Source organism: Bradyrhizobium sp. CCGUVB4N (assembly GCF_024199945.1).
GTDB lineage: Bacteria > Pseudomonadota > Alphaproteobacteria > Rhizobiales > Xanthobacteraceae > Bradyrhizobium.
Genome location: NZ_JANADP010000001.1, coordinates 4,253,970 through 4,270,981, shown reverse-complemented (window position 1 = coordinate 4,270,981; position 17,012 = coordinate 4,253,970). Strand labels below are relative to the sequence as shown.

The following is a 17,012-nucleotide window of genomic DNA, read 5'->3' as shown; positions in this document are numbered from 1 at the left end:
CAGACTGCAACAATGACGCGGGCGTCCCGGAGCCCGCCAACCTGGATTGAGGGGCAATGATCTCGAACTGGCTTTCGGCCGCGCTCGGCCGTCGCAACATCCACTACGGTTGGGTGATGGTCGGCGTGACCTTCTTCGCCGCTCTGATCAGCGCCGGCACGGTCGGCGCGCCCGGCGTGTTCATCGTTCCCTTGCAGAAGGAGTTCGGCTGGAGCACGGCGGAGATCTCATCTGCGCTTTCAATCCGCTTCATCCTGTTTGGATTGATGGCACCGTTCGCAGCCGCCCTCCTCAACCGCTACGGCCTGCGCAATGTCACGCTGACCGCACAGCTCATCGTCGTCTCGGCGCTGGTGGCCTCGCTCGGCATGACACAGGTCTGGCAGCTCGTGGCGCTGTGGGGCGTGGTGATCGGCATCGGCACCGGCATGACCGCACTGGTGCTCGGCGCCACCATCGCGACGCGCTGGTTCGCGGCGCGGCGTGGCCTCGTTGTCGGCATCATGACCGCGAGCGTCGCCACCGGCCAGCTCGTGTTCCTGCCGCTGCTGGCAAGTATGACCGAGCGTTACGGCTGGCGCCTGGCGCTCGGCTTCGTCTGTATCATGCTCGGCGTCTCCGCAGCGGCGGTCCTGCTCATCATGCGCGACCGGCCGAGCGATCTGGGCCTGCGTCCGTTCGGCGACGAAGGCACCGAGCCCCTGCCCGCGCCACCGGTGAACCACGGCTCGATCACGGGTGTGGCACTCGGCACACTGCGCGACGCCTCGAAGTCGAGCGCGTTCTGGATCCTGTTTGCGACCTTCTTCGTCTGCGGCGCCTCGACCAACGGCCTCGTGCAGGTGCATCTGATTCCGATGTGCCTCGACTTCGGCATCCCGCAGGTGCAGGCGGCGAGCCTGCTGGCGGCGATGGGCATCTTCGACTTCTTCGGCACCATCATGTCGGGCTGGCTGTCGGACCGCTATGACAATCGCTTCCTGCTGTTCTGGTACTACGGATTGCGCGGGCTCTCGCTGATCTTCCTGCCGTTCAGCGATTTCTCGTTCTATGGCCTGTCGATCTTCGCGATGTTCTACGGTCTCGACTGGATCGCCACCGTGCCGCCGACGGTGCGGCTGACCGCGCAGAAATTCGGACCCGAACGCGCGAATCTGGTGTTCGGCTGGATCTTCGCCGGCCACCAGCTCGGCGCCGGCACTGCCGCCTTCGGCGCGGGCCTGTCGCGGACGCTGCTGCAGAGCTACCTGCCCGCCTTCTTCGTGGCCGGCGCACTCTGCGTGTTCGCCTCGCTGATCGTGCTGGCGCTGTCGCGACAGCCAAAACCGCAACCAAAACCGGCGATGGCCTAGTACCGGAGCGTGGTGGTGACGCCGAACACGGCGGCGTCACCGATCCGCGACACGCCGGTCGGATCGTTCGGGTTCGGAATGCCGCCGGACGGCCTGCGCACATATTGGAAGTAAGGCGCGATCAGCCAGCCCGGCTTGATGTGCGCCTCATAGATAATTTCAAGCAGGCCCTCGCTGCTGCGTACCGGACTCTGGATCCCGCTGAAGATCTGCGTGTCGACATCGAGGCTCCGGGCCGCCCCCGAGGTCCGCATGTAGGCAAGCCCGATCCCGAACCGATCGAGTGGACGACCGGGCGTAAAGCCGACAAAGCCGACGCCGCCGTCAACATAGAGATCGATCAAATTGCGATCCGGCGGGCTGTAGGCGATGCGGCCGAACGCGGTAACGCCGGGTATCGAGGCCGACACGGTCTTTTCGATTTCCGTCCCCGGCGGCCGCCAGAGCGCCTGCTCGACGACCGCGTAGATTCCGTAATTGCCGCGAAGCTTCGCAGGAATTCCGGATCCGGTCGGGTCTGCGAGCGAGATGCCGTCCGCGGTGAAGCGTTGGCTGTCGAAGTCGCCGAAATGATACCAGCCGCCGGGCGTGACGTTGCCGGCAAGCGTGCTTCCGCCGATGTTAACGTGATAGTCGAAATGGACCTGCCCGATGACCCACGGCGGATCATTGACACGAAATGCGAGGCCGTGATTGTCACGCGTCTGCGGATCACCGTCGCCGGGGGCGGCCGGATTGCCGTTGAACACTGCGCCGAAGACGGTGACGTTGTTCGCGACCTGAGCCTTGAGCCGAATACCGGGCACCGCGATCGGCGGCGCCGGGCCGCCGGCCGGCAAATTGGTCGCCTTGATGGCGGGCCAGCCGAAGGTGCCGTTGATGAAGAGGTCGTCGGTCTGGCTGTCGAAGAACTCGACGTCGGCCGCCTGCTGGCCGGCCCGGATGTTGAGGCGGTCGTTGAAGAAGCTCTGCTCGAAATAGGCGTTGTAAAGCCGCTGATCTGGCAGCGCCTCGATCTCGCTGATGGTGGCGAGATTTTGGATGTAGTTCCGGCTGAGCCCGCGACCGTAGATGATGTAGCCGTTGGCGTAGAAGCGTCCGCCGGTCCAGCCGACGAGCTTGTCGAGATCGGCGTCGACCGACAGATCGAGCCGGCCGAAATGGATGGCGCCGCGCGAGACCCCGCCCGAGACATTGCCGATATTGTCGGCAATGTAGGTCGCGCCGAAATTCAGTCCCTTGTTGGCGAGCCCGTCATGCCATTCGTTGAACCATTTCGGGAACAGCCAGTCGGCGGCGCTCTCGTCCTTAGCGCCGGCGAAGGCGCTGGTGCTCGCGACCAGCGTCGCGGCGATCACGAGCGAGCGTCGCAACGCAAATGTCGAAACAATCGCACTCACGGCCGACACCGGCTGGCCTGCGCTATTTCTTGAAGATGCCGGTGCGCCGCATGAACAGATAGGCAAGGCCGATCGAGCTCACCATCAGCGCCGCCGCCCAGAGAAAACCCTCGTCCACGTCGGTGAGCGGCAGGCCCTTGGTGTTCATGCCGAAGATGCCCGTGATCAGCGTCGGCGGCAGCAGCAGCGTCGTCACGATCGAGAGCGTGTGGAGGTGGCGATTGCTCTCCTCCTCGTTCTTGAACCGCAGCTCCTCCTCGAGCAGGCGGCTGCGCTCGCGCAACTCGACGATGTCGTGGTCGAGCCCGTCGAGCCGCTGGGCGAGCTTGCCGGCCTGAATACGAAGCCCCGGCGACAGATGATCGGTGTTCTTCTGGTCGAGCCGGTGGAACAGTACGCGCAGGCCGGTGAGCTGACGATGCAGCCGCACGCAGGTCCGGCGCAACCGACCAAGCGTGCGGCGCATCTCCGGCTTGGCTTCGTCGGCGAGGATGCGCTCCTCGATGCCGTCGATTTCCTGGCCGAGCTTGTCGGCCATCCGATCGAGCGTGTCGGCGACCTCGTCGACGATCTTTTCCAGGAGATGGGCGACGTTGTCGACGCGGTAGCCGCCCTCGAGCACGCGACGCGTCGCATCCGCCGAGCAAAGCGCCTGGTGACGGCCGGAGACCAGGAGATGCTCGGTCATGGCGAAGCGCAGGAACGCGGTCTCTTCCGTTGCAGCATCGATGTCGCGGACGAGATCCGAGAACACGCCGTAGACGCAATGGTCGATGACGTGAAGCTGCTGGAACGTGTCGCTCGACAGCAAGAGATCGCGCGCAAGCGGCGGCAGCTGTGATGCTGCGATCCACGGCCGCACGCGACCATCTGTCAAATTGAAATGCAGCCAGAGCCGGCCATCATGGCTGAACTCGATCGGCTGGTCGATCGGCAGCGCCTCGGCGCTGCCGTCGCCATGCAAACGAAACGCCCACACCAGTCCAGGAATGACAGGCGCGACATCCGATGTCGCGCTGACAAGCATTGCCGGCTCGGCCATGCTGACCCCATATCATTGCAGCCCAATCCCGGGGGGCCGTTATTGGCCTCCTCCGGGTCCTCCGTGCAGTCAATTACGCCAGTGTTACAGTTTGATGATGGCGCGCCGCCCTATTCCGCGGCGAGCCCCGTCGCGGCCTGGGCTTCCTTGATGTAATCGTGCACGACGCGGCCGAACGGCAGTGTCAGGTCGGCGATGTAGTGATGCGCGCCGATGCAGCGGCGGACCGGGAAATCCGCAACCGGCGCGTTGACGTGCGGCACCAGATGCAGCCGGCCGGGTCCCATCCAGGACCCCTTCGGCACGATGTCGATCAGGTTGATCGCGACGAGCTGGCAGACCTCGAGATGGCCGTCGACGCCGGGGATCATCTTCAGATTGATTTGCGTCTTCGACAGCGTGGCGCGGGTGAGATCGCCGTTGCCGGCCATGCTCTCGTGCTTGTAGCCCATCGTGCCCATGGCGACGAGCTGGCCGGCATATTCAAGCGTGCCCGTCAGCGTATCCTTGACGATCTCGAGCTTGGGGTGGGCGTACTTCTTCGGGAAGCCCCAGATCTCACGGCCCGCCGCAATCGGCGGATCATCATCGAGATACATCTGCGAGACGAAGTTGACCTCCTCGCCGTGCAGCCGCGCCGGGATCACGAGGCCGGATTCGGTGTAGCTGCCGAAGCCGGAGGAGTCCGGCATCTTGATCCATTCGTAGTGCACGATCGGCTCATCGATCGGCTCCAACGGCTCAGGCAGGCCGGCACGGATCAGGTCCGGGTCGGTCTCGTAGGTGATCACCAGGAATTCGCGGTTGACGAAGCGGTACGGGCCGGCCGGATAGCTCGGCCCGGCGGCCGGCATGGACGGAAGCCTCAGCACGTCTTCCCTGCGCATCGCTGTCTCCTCTGGTGATCCGGTAAGTTCCGACTTCACGCAGATTGCTAGCTGCCGTCATTGACTGCGATGTGACCGATTTCCGTCAGGGACACGACCTCCCGCCATTCCCGTCGCGGTTGACCTGCATGCAAAGGCGGCATCGGCCTGCTTTGTCATCACGCCGTCACCACCGGCCGCAATCGTCCGGCGAAGGCTGGAGGTATCGCCATGGACGCTCGCACGTCGCAACCGACACATCAGACCCATCAGCCGCCCGCGCGGGGCTGGCGGCCCGAACGCTGTGATCGCGTCGCGCTGGTCCTGCAGGGCGGCGGCGCGCTCGGCGCCTACCAGGCCGGCGTCTACCAGGCGCTGCACGAGGCCGGCATCGAGCCCGACTGGGTCACCGGCGTCTCGATCGGCGCGATCAACTCGTCCATCATCGCCGGCAACAAACCGGAGAAGCGGCTCGAAGCGCTGCGCATCTTCTGGGAGCGCATCACCAACCGCAAGATCTGGCACTACACGCCGGACGGCGACATCTTCCGCCAGTGGCGCAACCTCTACAGCTCCTGGATGACATCGGCGATGGGCCAGCCCGGCTTCTTCACGCCGCACCAGGTCAATCCCTGGTTCAGCCCGGTCGGCGCCAAGACCGCGACCAGCTACTACGACACGGCCGCGCTGAAGGCGACCTTGCTCGAGCTCGTCGATTTCGACCTCATCAACGAAAAGAAGATCCGCTTCGCAGTCGGCGCGGTGAACGTGCTCTCCGGCAATTTCATCTATTTCGACAACGCCCATGACGAGATCGAGCCGGAGCACATCATGGCCTCCGGCGCCCTGCCCCCGGCGCTGCCGATGGTGCGGATCGGCACCGATCATTTCTGGGACGGCGGTATCGTCTCCAACACGCCGCTGCAGCACCTGCTCGACCAGGAGGACGCGATCAATTCGCTGGTGTTCCAGGTCGACCTGTTCAGCGCGCGCGGTGTGCTGCCGCGCTCGATCCAGGACGTGATGGCCCGCCACAAGGACATCATGTATTCCTCGCGCACCCGCCATAACACCGACGTCTATCGCCGCACGCATAATCTCAAGGTGCTGCTCTACAAGGCCTTGGCGAAGATTCCGGACGAGCAGCTCTCCGACGAGGACCGCCAGCTGAAATCGAGCCTGCGCCGCATGCCGGAGATCGCGATCCTGCACCTGATCTACCAGCAGAAGGCCTATGAGGGCGACGCCAAGGACCACGAATTCTCGGGCACCTCGATGCGCGAGCATTGGACAAGCGGCTACGAGGACACCAAGCGCACACTGAAGCGCCGCGACTGGATCAAGATGCCCGACGAAGGCATGGGGCTCGTCGTGCACGACGTGCACCGGGAGACGGAGAGCGCCTGACGGGCGCTCTCGACAAAACGTCGAAAACAACCCCATGCACAGTAGAGATCGTTCAAGAATTTAGATTCGCGACGACTAGCTCCCTGGCACGCGGTTTGACACGTCGGGCAAAACACCTGCACAATATCATCATTGCAAAATCGCACGACAGATCCGCTCTGCGCCAACGCGCGACGTGGCGAGCTTGCGCCCGGCGCCATACACTGAGCGTTGAGAGCGTCAGACGGCAAGGTCAATCCGCGCGGTGCAGACAGTCACGATCCTCTGTGCCGCCAGCTTCGTAATGCCCTCGTCGATGCGCGGGAGACAATCATGATTCAAGTCGTACAGGCCTTCGACCGAAAAGAGATCACCGAGCTCGCCAGTGACGACGCCGCCGCATTGGACGCGAAGTTCGAGACCGCGCGAAAGCTGCTTGCGGACCGAAAGTCCTGGCTGAAAACCCATCAGCGGATAGCCATCCTCCACAAACTCGCCGATCTCGTTGCCGAGAAGCGGCAGGATTTCGGCATTCTGATCGCACGGGAGGGCGGAAAGCCGCTGACTGACGCATTGATCGAGACCGATCGGGCGATCGACGGCATCCGCTCTGCGGCGGATTTTCTCCGAACCCGCGCCGGGGTCGAGATCCCGATGGGCCTGACGCCCGCAAGCGATGGCCGCCGGGCCTGGACCATCAAGGAGCCGATCGGCATCGTCGCAGCAATCTCCGCCTTCAATCATCCCCTCAACCTGATCGTTCACCAGGTCGCGCCGGCGATTGCGACCGGTTGCCCGGTGATCGTGAAGCCTGCGGGCACGACGCCGCTGTGCTGCGTGGAACTGGTGAAGCTTGTTCACAAGGCCGGCATGCCCGAAGGCTGGGTCCAGACGTTCCTCCCCGAAGATCAAAGCCTTCCGGAAAAATTTGCGACCGACCCGCGCGTCGCCTTCCTGAGCTTCATCGGATCGGCGCGTGTCGGCTGGCACCTGCGATCGGTCATCACACCCGGTGCGCGCTGCGCGCTGGAGCACGGCGGCGTCGCTCCCCTCATCGTCGACCGCAGCGCCGATCTCGAGAAGATCATCGAACCAGTCGTCAAGGGTGGATATTACCATGCCGGCCAGGTCTGCGTATCGGTCCAGCGGATCTATGTGCACTCATCGCTTCAGAAGGAATTCATCGACAGGATGGCCGCGAGGGTCGAAGCGCTCAAAGTGGGAGATCCGACGCGTCCCGAGACGGAGGTCGGACCGCTGATCACACCAAGGGAGGTCGAGCGTGTCGAGGGCTGGATCGCAGAGGCTACGTCCCGCGGGACGCGACAGATCGGCGGCGGGCGGCTGAGCGAGACGACACTCAAGCCATCGATTCTTGTCTCGCCACCGCGCGACGCAAAGGTCTCCACCCTGGAAGTCTTCGGGCCGGTGACCTGCGTCTATCCGTTCGATCGCATCGACGATGCGATCGCAGAAGCCAATTCACTTCCCGTCTCGTTCCAGTCCGCGATCTTCACGCGCGATCTCGCGACAGCCCTCGATGCCGCGGAGCGCCTCGATGCGGCGGCAGTGATGATCAACGATCACACGGCCTTCCGCACCGACTGGATGCCCTTCGCGGGTCGTCGCGTATCGGGCCACGGCGTTGGAGGCATCCCTTATACGATGCACGAGATGACCGCGGAGAAGATGATCGTGTTCAAGTGAACGTGACCCCGCAGTCAGACGCGCAGGCCAGCACCCGCTCGCGCAGCGACCTAACAGGAAAAACCTAACTCTAGCGCGAGGCCATTCGCGACGCGTCCTCGCCGAGCTGCTGGCCCTGGGCGAGCCTCTGCCTGATCATTCCCATGACGGAGGTCACGTCCTCGAAGGCTCTGGAGTGCGCGTCATCGCCGCCCAGGTGCGTCAGGTCGAACACCGCGATCTTCTGCTGCGCAAGCGCGCTTCTGTACGGCTCGTCCTGCGGATTGAATTCGCCGAGACGGGCTGTTCCTCCGGCAAGGGACCTCGATATTTTCAGAGCAACATCATCCTGAGACAGGAACAGCCCGATGCGGGGACGCAGCGGTCCCGCCGCACTGATCTGGCTGATGAACTCATCAAAGCCGATGTCGGGCGCGACAAGCGCGACATTCTTCAGCTTCGAGGGCGGTCCACCGTGCTGTGCCCTGTTCCGCAGCGCATCGAGCGTCACCAGGGGGCATTTGTGCGCGAGGTTGACCGATGGAAGCGAGAAGGAATATCGCGGCGAGCAAATGCCTGACGGCCCGTGATGCGCGCAGCGTCACTTCACGTCCTTGTTCAATTCGATCGCGACTTCCGACATCCAGGACCCCGGCGCCTCCATCAGGAACGACTGATGATTGGCCTTGGTCTGGATCGTCACCAGCGCAGCCACGGTGTTTCCTTCGATGCGCGCCTCGATCAAGCCGTCCTTGTTGGTGCCGGTGACCTTGCCGCCCTGCCGATACTCGTGCTCGAACCAGTTTCCGGACAGCTCGGTCCCGTTCTGATCGATGTTCGCGGACAGGACCATCTTGTACGCATCGCTCGCGCAGCGCAGGTCGAGGCTCACGGAACGTCCGGGCCTGGTGATGTCGTACGCCACCTTGCAGCGCACCTTCTCACGCGGGCCGTCCGATGGCTTCATCGAACCGGTGCCCGACCATGTGCCGCCCAGGCTGTCGAACACCGGCTCTGCGTGCACCGATGTGATGCTTGCGAGCATCAGGCAGGCCACGCCTGCGCCAAGACGTGTCGCCGAAGGTTTCAATCGCATCTGCCAATCCTGCTTGCGGGGTCGGGGCCCGTCCTAGGACGAGACAGCCGCAAGATGTTGGCGAACATGTTTGGAGATGTTGCCAAGATTGTCCCGGTGTGACCGATATTGCCGTTAGACTTCGCGGCCCAAACGTGGACAATGCCCTTAAAGCGCTTCGCGCGCGCAGTGCACACCAAGATGCGCCAGAGGAAACAAAATGCCGACTGCCTTCCCGTCACCCGTACCCGCCATTCCGACCGCACCTGTGACCGCAGAGCTACGCGACGCCCTGCGCGCGATCGTCGGCGAGAAGGGATTTATCGAGGACGAGCACGCCAAGCAGCCGTTCGTCACGGACTGGCGGGGGCTGCTGGTGGGCGGCGCCGGGGCCGTCATACGTCCCGGCAGCACCGAGGAGGTCTCGAAAGTGGTCCGGCTATGCCACGACCACGGCGTCGCGATCGTGCCACAGGGCGGCAACACCGGGCTGATGGGCGCCGCCACGCCCTGGCCCGCCCATACCGGCATCGTGCTGTCGCTCGGCCGGATGAACCGCGTGCTGGACGTCGATCCCGTCGGCTATGCGATGACGGTGGAGGCCGGCTGCGTCTTGCAGACGCTGCAGGAGACCGCGGCCAGGCACGACAGGTTCCTGCCGCTGAGCCTTGGCGCCGAGGGCTCCTGCATGATCGGCGGCAATCTCTCGACCAACGCCGGCGGCGTGCAGGTGCTGCGCTACGGCAACGCGCGCAACCTCGTGTTCGGTCTCGAGGTCGTCCTGCCCAACGGCGATGTCTGGAACGGACTGCGTGCGCTGAAGAAGGACAACACCGGCTACGACCTCAAGCACCTCTTCATGGGCGCCGAGGGCACGCTCGGCATCATCACCAAGGCCGTCCTCAAGCTATGGCCGGCGCCGAAGGACGTCGCCACGGCGTGGCTGGCTGTCCGCGATCCGCGCGCGGCGCTGGAGATCCTCTCCGAAGCGCATGCGGCCTCCGAGGACAATGTCGGGTCCTGCGAGCTCTTGAGCCGCGCGGCCGTCGACCTCGTAATGCGCCACATTCCCGGCGTCCAGGACCCGCTCAAGGCGGATACGCAATGGTACCTGCTGCTCGAATGGTCGTCCTCGCGCCCCCGGCAGGACGGGGCCACCGGCATGTCGGAGAAGCTCGAGCAGTTTCTCGCCGACCAGCTCGAGGCCGGTCGCGTGATCGACGCGGTGATCGCGCAGACCGTCAGCCAGTCGCGCAACATGTGGCGCATCCGGGAAGCCATGGCCGAGGCCTCGCGCGCCGAGGGACCGGGGATCAGCTACGACATGTCGGTGGCGATCTCAAAAATTCCGGAGTTCATCGACAAGGGGCTCAAGGCCGTACTCGATATTCTCCCGAGCATTCGCCCCTATCCTCTGGGGCATATCGGCGACGGCAATCTGCACTTCTCGTTCATGGGGCCGAAGGGCATGGATCAGCAGACGCTGAACCAATACACCGCCGCGATCACGCGGGCCGTCAACGATATCATCACCTCGATGGGCGGCTCGATCTCGGCGGAGCATGGCATCGGCATCGAGAAGCTCGACGAGCTCAGCCATTACCGCTCGAAGACCGAGCTCGACATCATGCGCACCATCAAGCGCGCGCTCGACCCGCAGAACATCATGAATCCGGGGAAGGTGCTGCGGGTGTGATGACGTCCGAGCACCCTCCCCGTCGTCTCAAGCGCGCGGGTTGACGATGGTGTAGCCCCGCAACGAACGTGCGTGCATGCGCGTGGCGTGACCGCCCGAATTGGCGTCATAGGCCATCCACATGTCGCCGCTGAGGTGCTGCTCCAGAACGAAGACGTGCCCGCGGCGCGCCGCAACCATTCCCGGCGCCGGCGCCGTCCGCGGGAAACGCAGCCAATTGGCCGCAAGGTTCAATTCCGGCACGATACGGCCGAACACGCGCAGCGCCGCGCCACAACCGCAGAAGGACGAGGGACACCCGGCCGGACGACCGCCAATGATGCGATCACCACCGGACACGCTGATTGTCGTGGCGCGGCTTCCCGCGTCAGTCACCGTCATTTGGGTCGCCCGATAGGCTTGCAATGCCTGGCGGGGAGCCCGCTCGCGTCGCGCCTGCGGATACGAGAAGTCGCAGGGCATGGTGATGTTGCACCCGGGCGCTTGAAGATTGCGCGAGGGCCGCGCTTCCGAAGCAACTGAACTAACTGCAATTAAAAAACACGCAGAAATTACTAACTTGATCATTGCAGGACTCCGGTTGGAGGGCCCTGCCCCGGCGACGAGCTACAGATATCGGTTTGACCGAAATGGGCCTGAAGCGCGGCGAAAAATGGCTGGATTTGGGCGCCGCCGCCTCGAATGTGTTCCCCGCTCGCCCGGATTGCGACAACGCAATCCAGACGTGTCCGCGGTGAGAGGATCAATTGCGACGCTTCCGCCTTCGCTCTCCGAGCTTGCGCGGACAGGTCGCCGGCAATGACGGCGGGACGTTACGGCCGGATCGTCATGTTCTCCGGCGGCCCTGCTTTTCGCAGCGGCTCGGCCAGCCGCGCGAACTCGCACAGCAGCGAGCGGGTCTTGCGCGGATCGATGATCTCCTCGACCCAGAATTTTTCGGCCGAGCGGAACGGCGAGCGCAGCTTGTTGAGCCGTTCCTGGATCTCGTTGAGCTTGGCTTCCTTGTCCTCGGCCGCGTCGATGTCGGCGCGGTAGGCGGCCTCGATGCCGCCTTCGAGCGGCAGCGAGCCCCAATAGGCCGACGGCCAGGCGTAACGGATCGAGAAGCGGTCCGCCGGCTGATGCACGACACCGGCGACGCCGAAGGCGTTGCGCAGGATCACGGTGCACCAGGGCACGGTGGTCTGGTTGACAGCGGCCATGGCGCGCACGCCGTGACGGATGGTCGCCACCTTCTCGGCGTCGAGACCGATCATGAAGCCGGGGCAATCCATGAGATAGACGATCGGCAGATGGAAGGTCTCGGCGAAGTCGACCCAGCGCACCACCTTCTGGCAGGCATCCGCCGTCCAGGAGCCGCCATAGTGAAAGCTGTCGCTGGCGAGCAGCATCACCGCCCTGCCCTCGAGCCGCGCAAGGCCCACGATGATCGGCTTGCCGAAATTGGAGGCGACCTCGAAGAACGAGCCCTTGTCGACGACCTGCTCGATGATCGGCCGCATCTTGTAGACCTGCTTGCGGTTGCGCGGCACCGCATTCATCAGCGCCTCTTCGCTGCGCTCCGGATTATCGATGCAGGGCAAGGTCGGCGGCAGCTCGTAGACCGATGACGGCAGGTAGGAGAGGAAGCGGCGCGCGCAGGCAAAGGCCTCCTCCTCGGTGTCGACGGCATGATCGACCGCGCCGGCGCGGGTCTGGATATCCGCGCCGCCGAGTTCTTCTTTCGAGAGGTTCTGCCCAAGCGCCTTCACCACCGGCGGACCGGCGACGAACATCGCGGACTTCCGCGTCATGATGGAATAGTGGCTGGCGGCCAGACGCGCAGCGCCGAGGCCCGCAACCGAGCCGAGGCCCAGCGCGACCACAGGTACGCGCGACAGATTCTCCGTCGTGAAGCGATACCAGCGCGTGCCGCCGATGCCACCCGGCAGGTTCGCCGCGCCCTTGGTCTCGATGGTCTTGACCGAGCCGCCGCCGCCGGAGCGCTCGATGATACGCACGATGGGCAGACGGAGGTCGTGCGCCATCTCCTCCGCCATCAAGGGCTTTGCCGAGATCGATGCGTCCGCCGAGCCGCCGCGCACCGTGAAATCGTCGCCGACGACAACCACGGTGCGGCCGTCGACGCGCGCGCGGCCGAACACGCAGTTCGCCGGCGTCACGGTCTTCAGCTCGCCTTTGGGATCGTACTCACCGATGCCGGAAACGGCACCGATCTCGTGGAAGCTACCCTTGTCGATCAGTTTGTCGATGCGTTCCCGAACAGTCAGCCGGCCCTGGTCATGCTGTCGCTTGACCTTGTCAACGCCGCCCATCTCCCGCGCGAAGGCTTCGCGCCGGGCGAGCTCGTCGAGTTCCGGCTTCCAGTTCATTCACTCCCTCCGAATTGATCGGCTTGTTATTGTTGTGCACGGCCATTGCGACCGGTTTGCGCGAGATGCGGTTGTTGAAGGCGTCGCCTTCCGCGCCCTCCATCAGGCTGCCGAGCGAACGGCCGAGCGCGACCATCACCGGCGCGACTTCGGCGTGGAGACGCTGCTCGTCAAACATCGCCGAGAGAAGGCCGATCGTGACGACCACGAAGGTCTGGTACTGCGGCGACCAGACCGGCACCGCCAGGCCATTGATGTGCGGGCTCCACAGGCCGCAGGCCGTGACATAGCCGCGCTCGCGCAGCGACTGCCGGTTGGCCTCGATGCGGGGCCTGAGGATCTTCGCCGCCTCGGGCGCTTCGCGCTCCATTTCGGCGATATAGGCATCGCCGACTTCCGGCGACAAGGCCGCGGTGTAGGCCGCGCCTGCAGCGGTCGAGGCCATCGAGATGCGGCTGCCTGTGCCCTCGTGCAGACCGAGCGCAGAGGCCGAGCGCGCGAACTGGAGATAAACGAGATGGAAGCGATCGGGCACGACGAAGCCGACGGTGCCAGGCAATTGGTCGGCGACTTCCTGCAGCCGTTGGCGGATCATGCTGCGCAGCTGCGCGCCCTTCATCATCGAGGCGCTCATCGCCACCGCGCTCGGCCCGATGCGATATTTCTGGTCGCGCGGCAGGTAGACCAGCTGCCCCATGCGCGTCAGCGTGTGCGTGAGCCGCGACACGGTGGAACGCGGCAGGCCGCAGCGATTTGAAATCTCGAGATTGCCGAGCCTGCTATCGTGGCCCTCGAAGCATCGCAACACGTCGAACGCGCGCGACACCACCTGGATGACATCACCTTCACCGGCATCGCCAGCGAGTGCACCTTGCCTACTCAACCGCTCCGAACGTCGTCCCATGATCCCTACCGTTTGTTCCGCTCTGCGGAATTAAATTCCACTTGTGAAAGACGCTACCTCAGGCATTTTGCGACGACAACAAAAAGGCGATGGCATGCCAGAAATAAAGATCGTCACTGAAGTTGCGGGACGTATCTGCGCAACGCCCGTGCAAGTTGGAGGAACCGTCGCGGATGGCGAAGACGTTGTGATCGTCGAGGCCATGAAGATGGAGATCCCGGTGTCCTCGCCTGCGGCCGGCACGCTCAAATCACTGCTCGTGAAGATCGATGACCTTGTCGCCGAAGGCCAAGCGATCGCGATCGTCGCGAGCTGAGCACACGCCGCCGCAGTTTCGTTGCAGTTTCCGTTGCAGTTTCGTTGAAGTTTTCCTGGCGGCTTTCGGATCTGCGACAATCTGAAACAGATCATGATGCAATCGCGCGCGGCGTCTTGCGTTCGGGCGTTACAACAGAGCCGAACGGGTTGCGCATGTCAGGATTGCGTTGCACAAGGGAGGCGATGATAGCGCAACCGCCGCCCGCCGCCGCCTGGACCCGCTCGAAGCCGCCGCTGCTGCGGTTTCTCGACACATGCCTGAATGAGTTCTCCGCGGAGACCTCTGGCGCAGTTGCGGATTATATTCCCGAGCTGAGCAAGGCCGACCCTGCCTATTTCGGCATCAGCCTCGCCACGCTCGACGGCCATGTCTACGAAGTGGGCGACTCCAGGGTGCCCTTCACCATCCAGTCGATGTCAAAGCCGTTCGTGTTCGCGCTGGCGCTGGATCTTCTGGGTGCGGGCAAGGTCGAAAGCGCGATCGGCGTCGAGCCCTCGGGCGATCCCTTCAACTCGATCCGGCTCAATGCGGAGAATCATCCGTTCAACCCGATGGTCAATGCCGGCGCGATCGCCTGCACCGGACTGATCCATGCGAGCAAGGGCGCTGATGCTTTCGAGCAGATCCGGCTCGCCCTCAGCCGCTTCGCGGGACGCGACCTCGCCGTCGACGAAGCGGTCTACACGTCCGAAAGTCAGACCGGCGACCGCAACCGCGCCATCGGCTATCTGCTCAAGACCAATGCGGTGATTTCGGACAATGTCGCCGGCGTGCTCGACGTCTATTTCCGCCAATGCGCGGTGCTGGTCACCGCGCGCGACATCGCGATCATGGCGGCGACGCTCGCTAATCGCGGCGTCAATCCGGTCACCGGCGAACAGGTGCTGACGCCGTATGCGATCTCGCGGACGTTGTCGGTGATGACCTCGTCGGGCATGTACGACTACGCCGGCGAGTGGATCTACCGGATCGGCATCCCCGCCAAGAGCGGCGTCGGCGGCGGCATCCTGGCCGCGCTCCCCGCCCGCCTCGGCCTCGGCAGCTACTCGCCAAGGCTCGACAAGCACGGCAACAGCGTGCGCGGCATCAAGGTCTGCGAGGCGCTGTCATCGCACTACGATTTGCACATGCTCAACCGCAGCGATGACGCCCGCAACGCCGTCATCGCGGACTACGACATCGGCAAGAGCCCGTCACGCCGCGTCCGCCGCCAGCAGGAGCGCGACATCCTCGCCGCGCATGAAGAGGCCGTGCGGGTCATCGAGCTGGTCGGCACGCTGTCGCTCTCGGCGGTCGACTATGTCTCGCGCCGGCTGGCCGATCGACCGCGGCCGCAGTTCGTGATCTTCGATCTTCACCGCGTCACCTCCACCACGCGGGCCGGCGCACGCCTTGTGGCCGAAGCCTTCGAGCAGCTCGCCGCGCTGAACGTCACCGTGGTGATTTCCGGCGTCCGTCGTGCCTCCAAGGAATGGGACAGCTTGCGGGAATGGACCGCGGAGCTGAAGAACGTTCGCGATTTCTATCTGCTCGATACCGCGATCGAATGGGCCGAAGACCAGATCGTCTACCGTTATGGCGGTTCGATCGATTTCCACGAGACCACCGAGCTGTCCGAACAGCCGCTGCTCGACGGCCTCAGCACCGAGGAGCTGACCGACCTCGCCTCGATCTGCACGATCAAAACCTATCACTCCGGTGCAAAGATCCTCACCGCAGGCGATCCTGCCGACGCCCTGTTCTTCCTGCGCAGCGGCGCCGTGCATGTCACCCTGCCCGATGGCGTCAGGCTTGCGACGCTGACCGCCGGCATGGCCTTCGGCGAGATGGCACTGATCGAGACCGCCCGCTCCGCCGACGTGTTCGCGGACATGGCGGCGACCGCCTTCGAAGTGTCGCTCAGGGATTTCGAGCGTTTTCGCCGGCAGCACCCGCGCGCCTCCGAGCGCATCATGCGCAACCTGGCGCAGCTCCTGGCCGATCGCCTGATCGTCGCCAACACCAAGGTCGATATTCTGACGTCGACGTAAGCGATCGCCTATCGGCTCGCCGCCTCGCTGATACGTCGCTTGATCTTGGCCGCGCTGGCCTTCAGCAATTCGGACGGCTGCTGGCCGGTCGCGGCGCACAGGCAGGCCCAGTAGTAGATGACATCGCCGAGCTCTTCGATCAGCCCCGCCTTGTCGAGCCAGTCGTCGCGCAGCAGCTTCTTGATGTGCTCGGCGACCTCGCCGGATTCACCGGCGAGGCCGAGCCCGAGATAGGACAGCCGTTCGTTCGAAGGATGCTCATCGACTTTCGCAACGGTTGCAGCCCAGGCCGCATATTCATCGATCGTCATGACCATCCCTCGCAAGCCACGCTGTGGATCAGCCCACCACCTCGGTGACGGGTTGGAGATCGATCTCGAACGTCTCCAGGAACTTCGACGTCATGATGTAGAAGCCGACCGAGAGCTGCAGCTCGACGAGCGCTGCCGGCGTCAGCTTTGCGGCAATCGCCTTGAAGATCGCATCCGTCGGCTTCCTCAGCTTCACGATCTCGTCGGTGAAGGCAAGCGCGGCGCGCTGCGTCTCGTCGAAACAGGTCGCAGCCTGCCAGTTCTCCAGCGCCTCGTTCTGCGCGTCGGTGACGCCGACGTTCTTGCCGATGCGCTTGTGCGCGACGATCTCGTACGGCGCCTCGCACAGAATGCCGGTGCGCGTGATCGCGAGCTCGCGCACGATGGGATCGAGCTCGCCCTTGTGGCGGATGGCGCCGCCGAGGCGGCAATACTGTTCAAAATAGCTCGGCGAATGCGACATCATGCGGAAGATGTTGGCATTGCGGTTCTTGTCGAGGATTTCGCGGGTGCGGTCGGACGCCTTGGACGGGTCGCTGTAGTCGATGCGGGCCATGATCACCTTGGGTCTTG

General features: G+C 64.2%; 16 protein-coding genes. 6 read left to right on the top strand and 10 right to left on the bottom strand.

The genetic code is table 11. The features are described from left to right. Positions 1 to 56: 56 nt before the first annotated feature. Positions 57 to 1,352 carry an MFS transporter gene (locus tag NLM31_RS19220; RefSeq protein WP_254193269.1) on the top strand — a complete coding sequence of 432 codons (1,296 nt, stop codon included), beginning with the start codon at positions 57 to 59 and terminating at the stop codon, positions 1,350 to 1,352. Here NLM31_RS19220 and NLM31_RS19215 read toward each other — a convergent pair. The 3 genes from NLM31_RS19215 to NLM31_RS19205 all read right to left on the bottom strand — a co-directional run bounded on the left by NLM31_RS19215 (position 1,349) and on the right by NLM31_RS19205 (position 4,681). Next, the gene (locus NLM31_RS19215) at positions 1,349 to 2,743 is read right to left on the bottom strand and encodes a carbohydrate porin (protein WP_375167550.1); all 1,395 of its coding nucleotides are present in this window, start codon (positions 2,741 to 2,743) and stop codon (positions 1,349 to 1,351) included. The two genes, NLM31_RS19220 and NLM31_RS19215, sit on opposite strands and share 4 nt — an antisense overlap. A gap of 31 nt (positions 2,744 to 2,774) precedes the next feature. Next, on the bottom strand, positions 2,775 to 3,794 hold the full coding sequence (locus NLM31_RS19210) for a transporter (RefSeq protein ID WP_254193267.1): 1,020 nt from the start codon (positions 3,792 to 3,794) through the stop codon (positions 2,775 to 2,777). A 110-nt stretch (positions 3,795 to 3,904) separates the two neighbouring features. Then, positions 3,905 to 4,681: an acetoacetate decarboxylase gene (locus NLM31_RS19205; RefSeq protein ID WP_254193266.1), complete on the bottom strand. Its 777-nt coding sequence runs from the start codon at positions 4,679 to 4,681 to the stop codon at positions 3,905 to 3,907. A gap of 210 nt (positions 4,682 to 4,891) precedes the next feature. Here NLM31_RS19205 and NLM31_RS19200 point away from each other — a divergent pair, with 210 nt between their 5' ends. Together NLM31_RS19200 and NLM31_RS19195 are read left to right on the top strand one after the other, a co-directional pair. Continuing rightward, positions 4,892 to 6,067, top strand: coding sequence for a patatin-like phospholipase family protein (locus NLM31_RS19200; RefSeq protein WP_254130860.1), 1,176 nt, complete (start codon positions 4,892 to 4,894; stop codon positions 6,065 to 6,067). A gap of 312 nt (positions 6,068 to 6,379) precedes the next feature. Next, a complete protein-coding gene (locus NLM31_RS19195; RefSeq protein WP_254193265.1) occupies positions 6,380 to 7,753 on the top strand; it encodes an aldehyde dehydrogenase family protein in 1,374 nt (457 codons plus the stop codon). Positions 7,754 to 7,823: 70 nt separating this feature from the next. On the opposite strand, the gene NLM31_RS19190 is transcribed toward NLM31_RS19195, so the two are convergent. Together NLM31_RS19190 and NLM31_RS19185 are read right to left on the bottom strand one after the other, a co-directional pair. Continuing rightward, a complete protein-coding gene (locus tag NLM31_RS19190; protein WP_254193264.1) occupies positions 7,824 to 8,243 on the bottom strand; it encodes an alpha/beta hydrolase in 420 nt (139 codons plus the stop codon). A 90-nt stretch (positions 8,244 to 8,333) separates the two neighbouring features. Next, positions 8,334 to 8,828: a hypothetical protein gene (locus NLM31_RS19185; RefSeq protein ID WP_254193263.1), complete on the bottom strand. Its 495-nt coding sequence runs from the start codon at positions 8,826 to 8,828 to the stop codon at positions 8,334 to 8,336. A 199-nt stretch (positions 8,829 to 9,027) separates the two neighbouring features. Here NLM31_RS19185 and NLM31_RS19180 point away from each other — a divergent pair, with 199 nt between their 5' ends. After that, on the top strand, positions 9,028 to 10,503 hold the full coding sequence (locus NLM31_RS19180; protein ID WP_254193262.1) for an FAD-binding oxidoreductase: 1,476 nt from the start codon (positions 9,028 to 9,030) through the stop codon (positions 10,501 to 10,503). Positions 10,504 to 10,530: 27 nt separating this feature from the next. Here the strand turns inward: NLM31_RS19180 and NLM31_RS19175 are convergent, their stop codons facing one another. From NLM31_RS19175 to NLM31_RS19165, 3 genes are all read right to left on the bottom strand, one after another. Next, positions 10,531 to 10,884, bottom strand: coding sequence for a hypothetical protein (locus NLM31_RS19175; RefSeq protein ID WP_309143695.1), 354 nt, complete (start codon positions 10,882 to 10,884; stop codon positions 10,531 to 10,533). A 431-nt stretch (positions 10,885 to 11,315) separates the two neighbouring features. After that, on the bottom strand, positions 11,316 to 12,875 hold the full coding sequence (locus tag NLM31_RS19170) for an acyl-CoA carboxylase subunit beta (RefSeq protein ID WP_254193260.1): 1,560 nt from the start codon (positions 12,873 to 12,875) through the stop codon (positions 11,316 to 11,318). Further along, complete coding sequence (locus tag NLM31_RS19165; RefSeq protein WP_254193259.1) at positions 12,805 to 13,779, bottom strand: IclR family transcriptional regulator; 975 nt, start codon at positions 13,777 to 13,779, stop codon at positions 12,805 to 12,807. Before NLM31_RS19165 ends, NLM31_RS19170 begins: the two co-directional genes overlap by 71 nt. Before the next feature lie 94 nt (positions 13,780 to 13,873). Here NLM31_RS19165 and NLM31_RS19160 point away from each other — a divergent pair, with 94 nt between their 5' ends. Together NLM31_RS19160 and glsA are read left to right on the top strand one after the other, a co-directional pair. Continuing rightward, positions 13,874 to 14,095: an acetyl-CoA carboxylase biotin carboxyl carrier protein subunit gene (locus tag NLM31_RS19160; RefSeq protein ID WP_254135382.1), complete on the top strand. Its 222-nt coding sequence runs from the start codon at positions 13,874 to 13,876 to the stop codon at positions 14,093 to 14,095. A gap of 185 nt (positions 14,096 to 14,280) precedes the next feature. Further along, on the top strand, positions 14,281 to 16,128 hold the full coding sequence (gene glsA / locus NLM31_RS19155) for a glutaminase A (RefSeq protein ID WP_254193258.1): 1,848 nt from the start codon (positions 14,281 to 14,283) through the stop codon (positions 16,126 to 16,128). Positions 16,129 to 16,136: 8 nt separating this feature from the next. Here glsA and NLM31_RS19150 read toward each other — a convergent pair whose 3' ends face one another. Both NLM31_RS19150 and NLM31_RS19145 read right to left on the bottom strand, forming a co-directional pair. Continuing rightward, positions 16,137 to 16,439, bottom strand: a complete 303-nt coding sequence (locus tag NLM31_RS19150) for a nucleoside triphosphate pyrophosphohydrolase family protein (protein ID WP_254130850.1) — start codon at positions 16,437 to 16,439, stop codon at positions 16,137 to 16,139. 28 nt (positions 16,440 to 16,467) lie between these two features. Next, positions 16,468 to 16,995, bottom strand: a complete 528-nt coding sequence (locus NLM31_RS19145; RefSeq protein ID WP_254193257.1) for a carboxymuconolactone decarboxylase family protein — start codon at positions 16,993 to 16,995, stop codon at positions 16,468 to 16,470. Between the last annotated feature and the right edge of the window lie 17 nt (positions 16,996 to 17,012).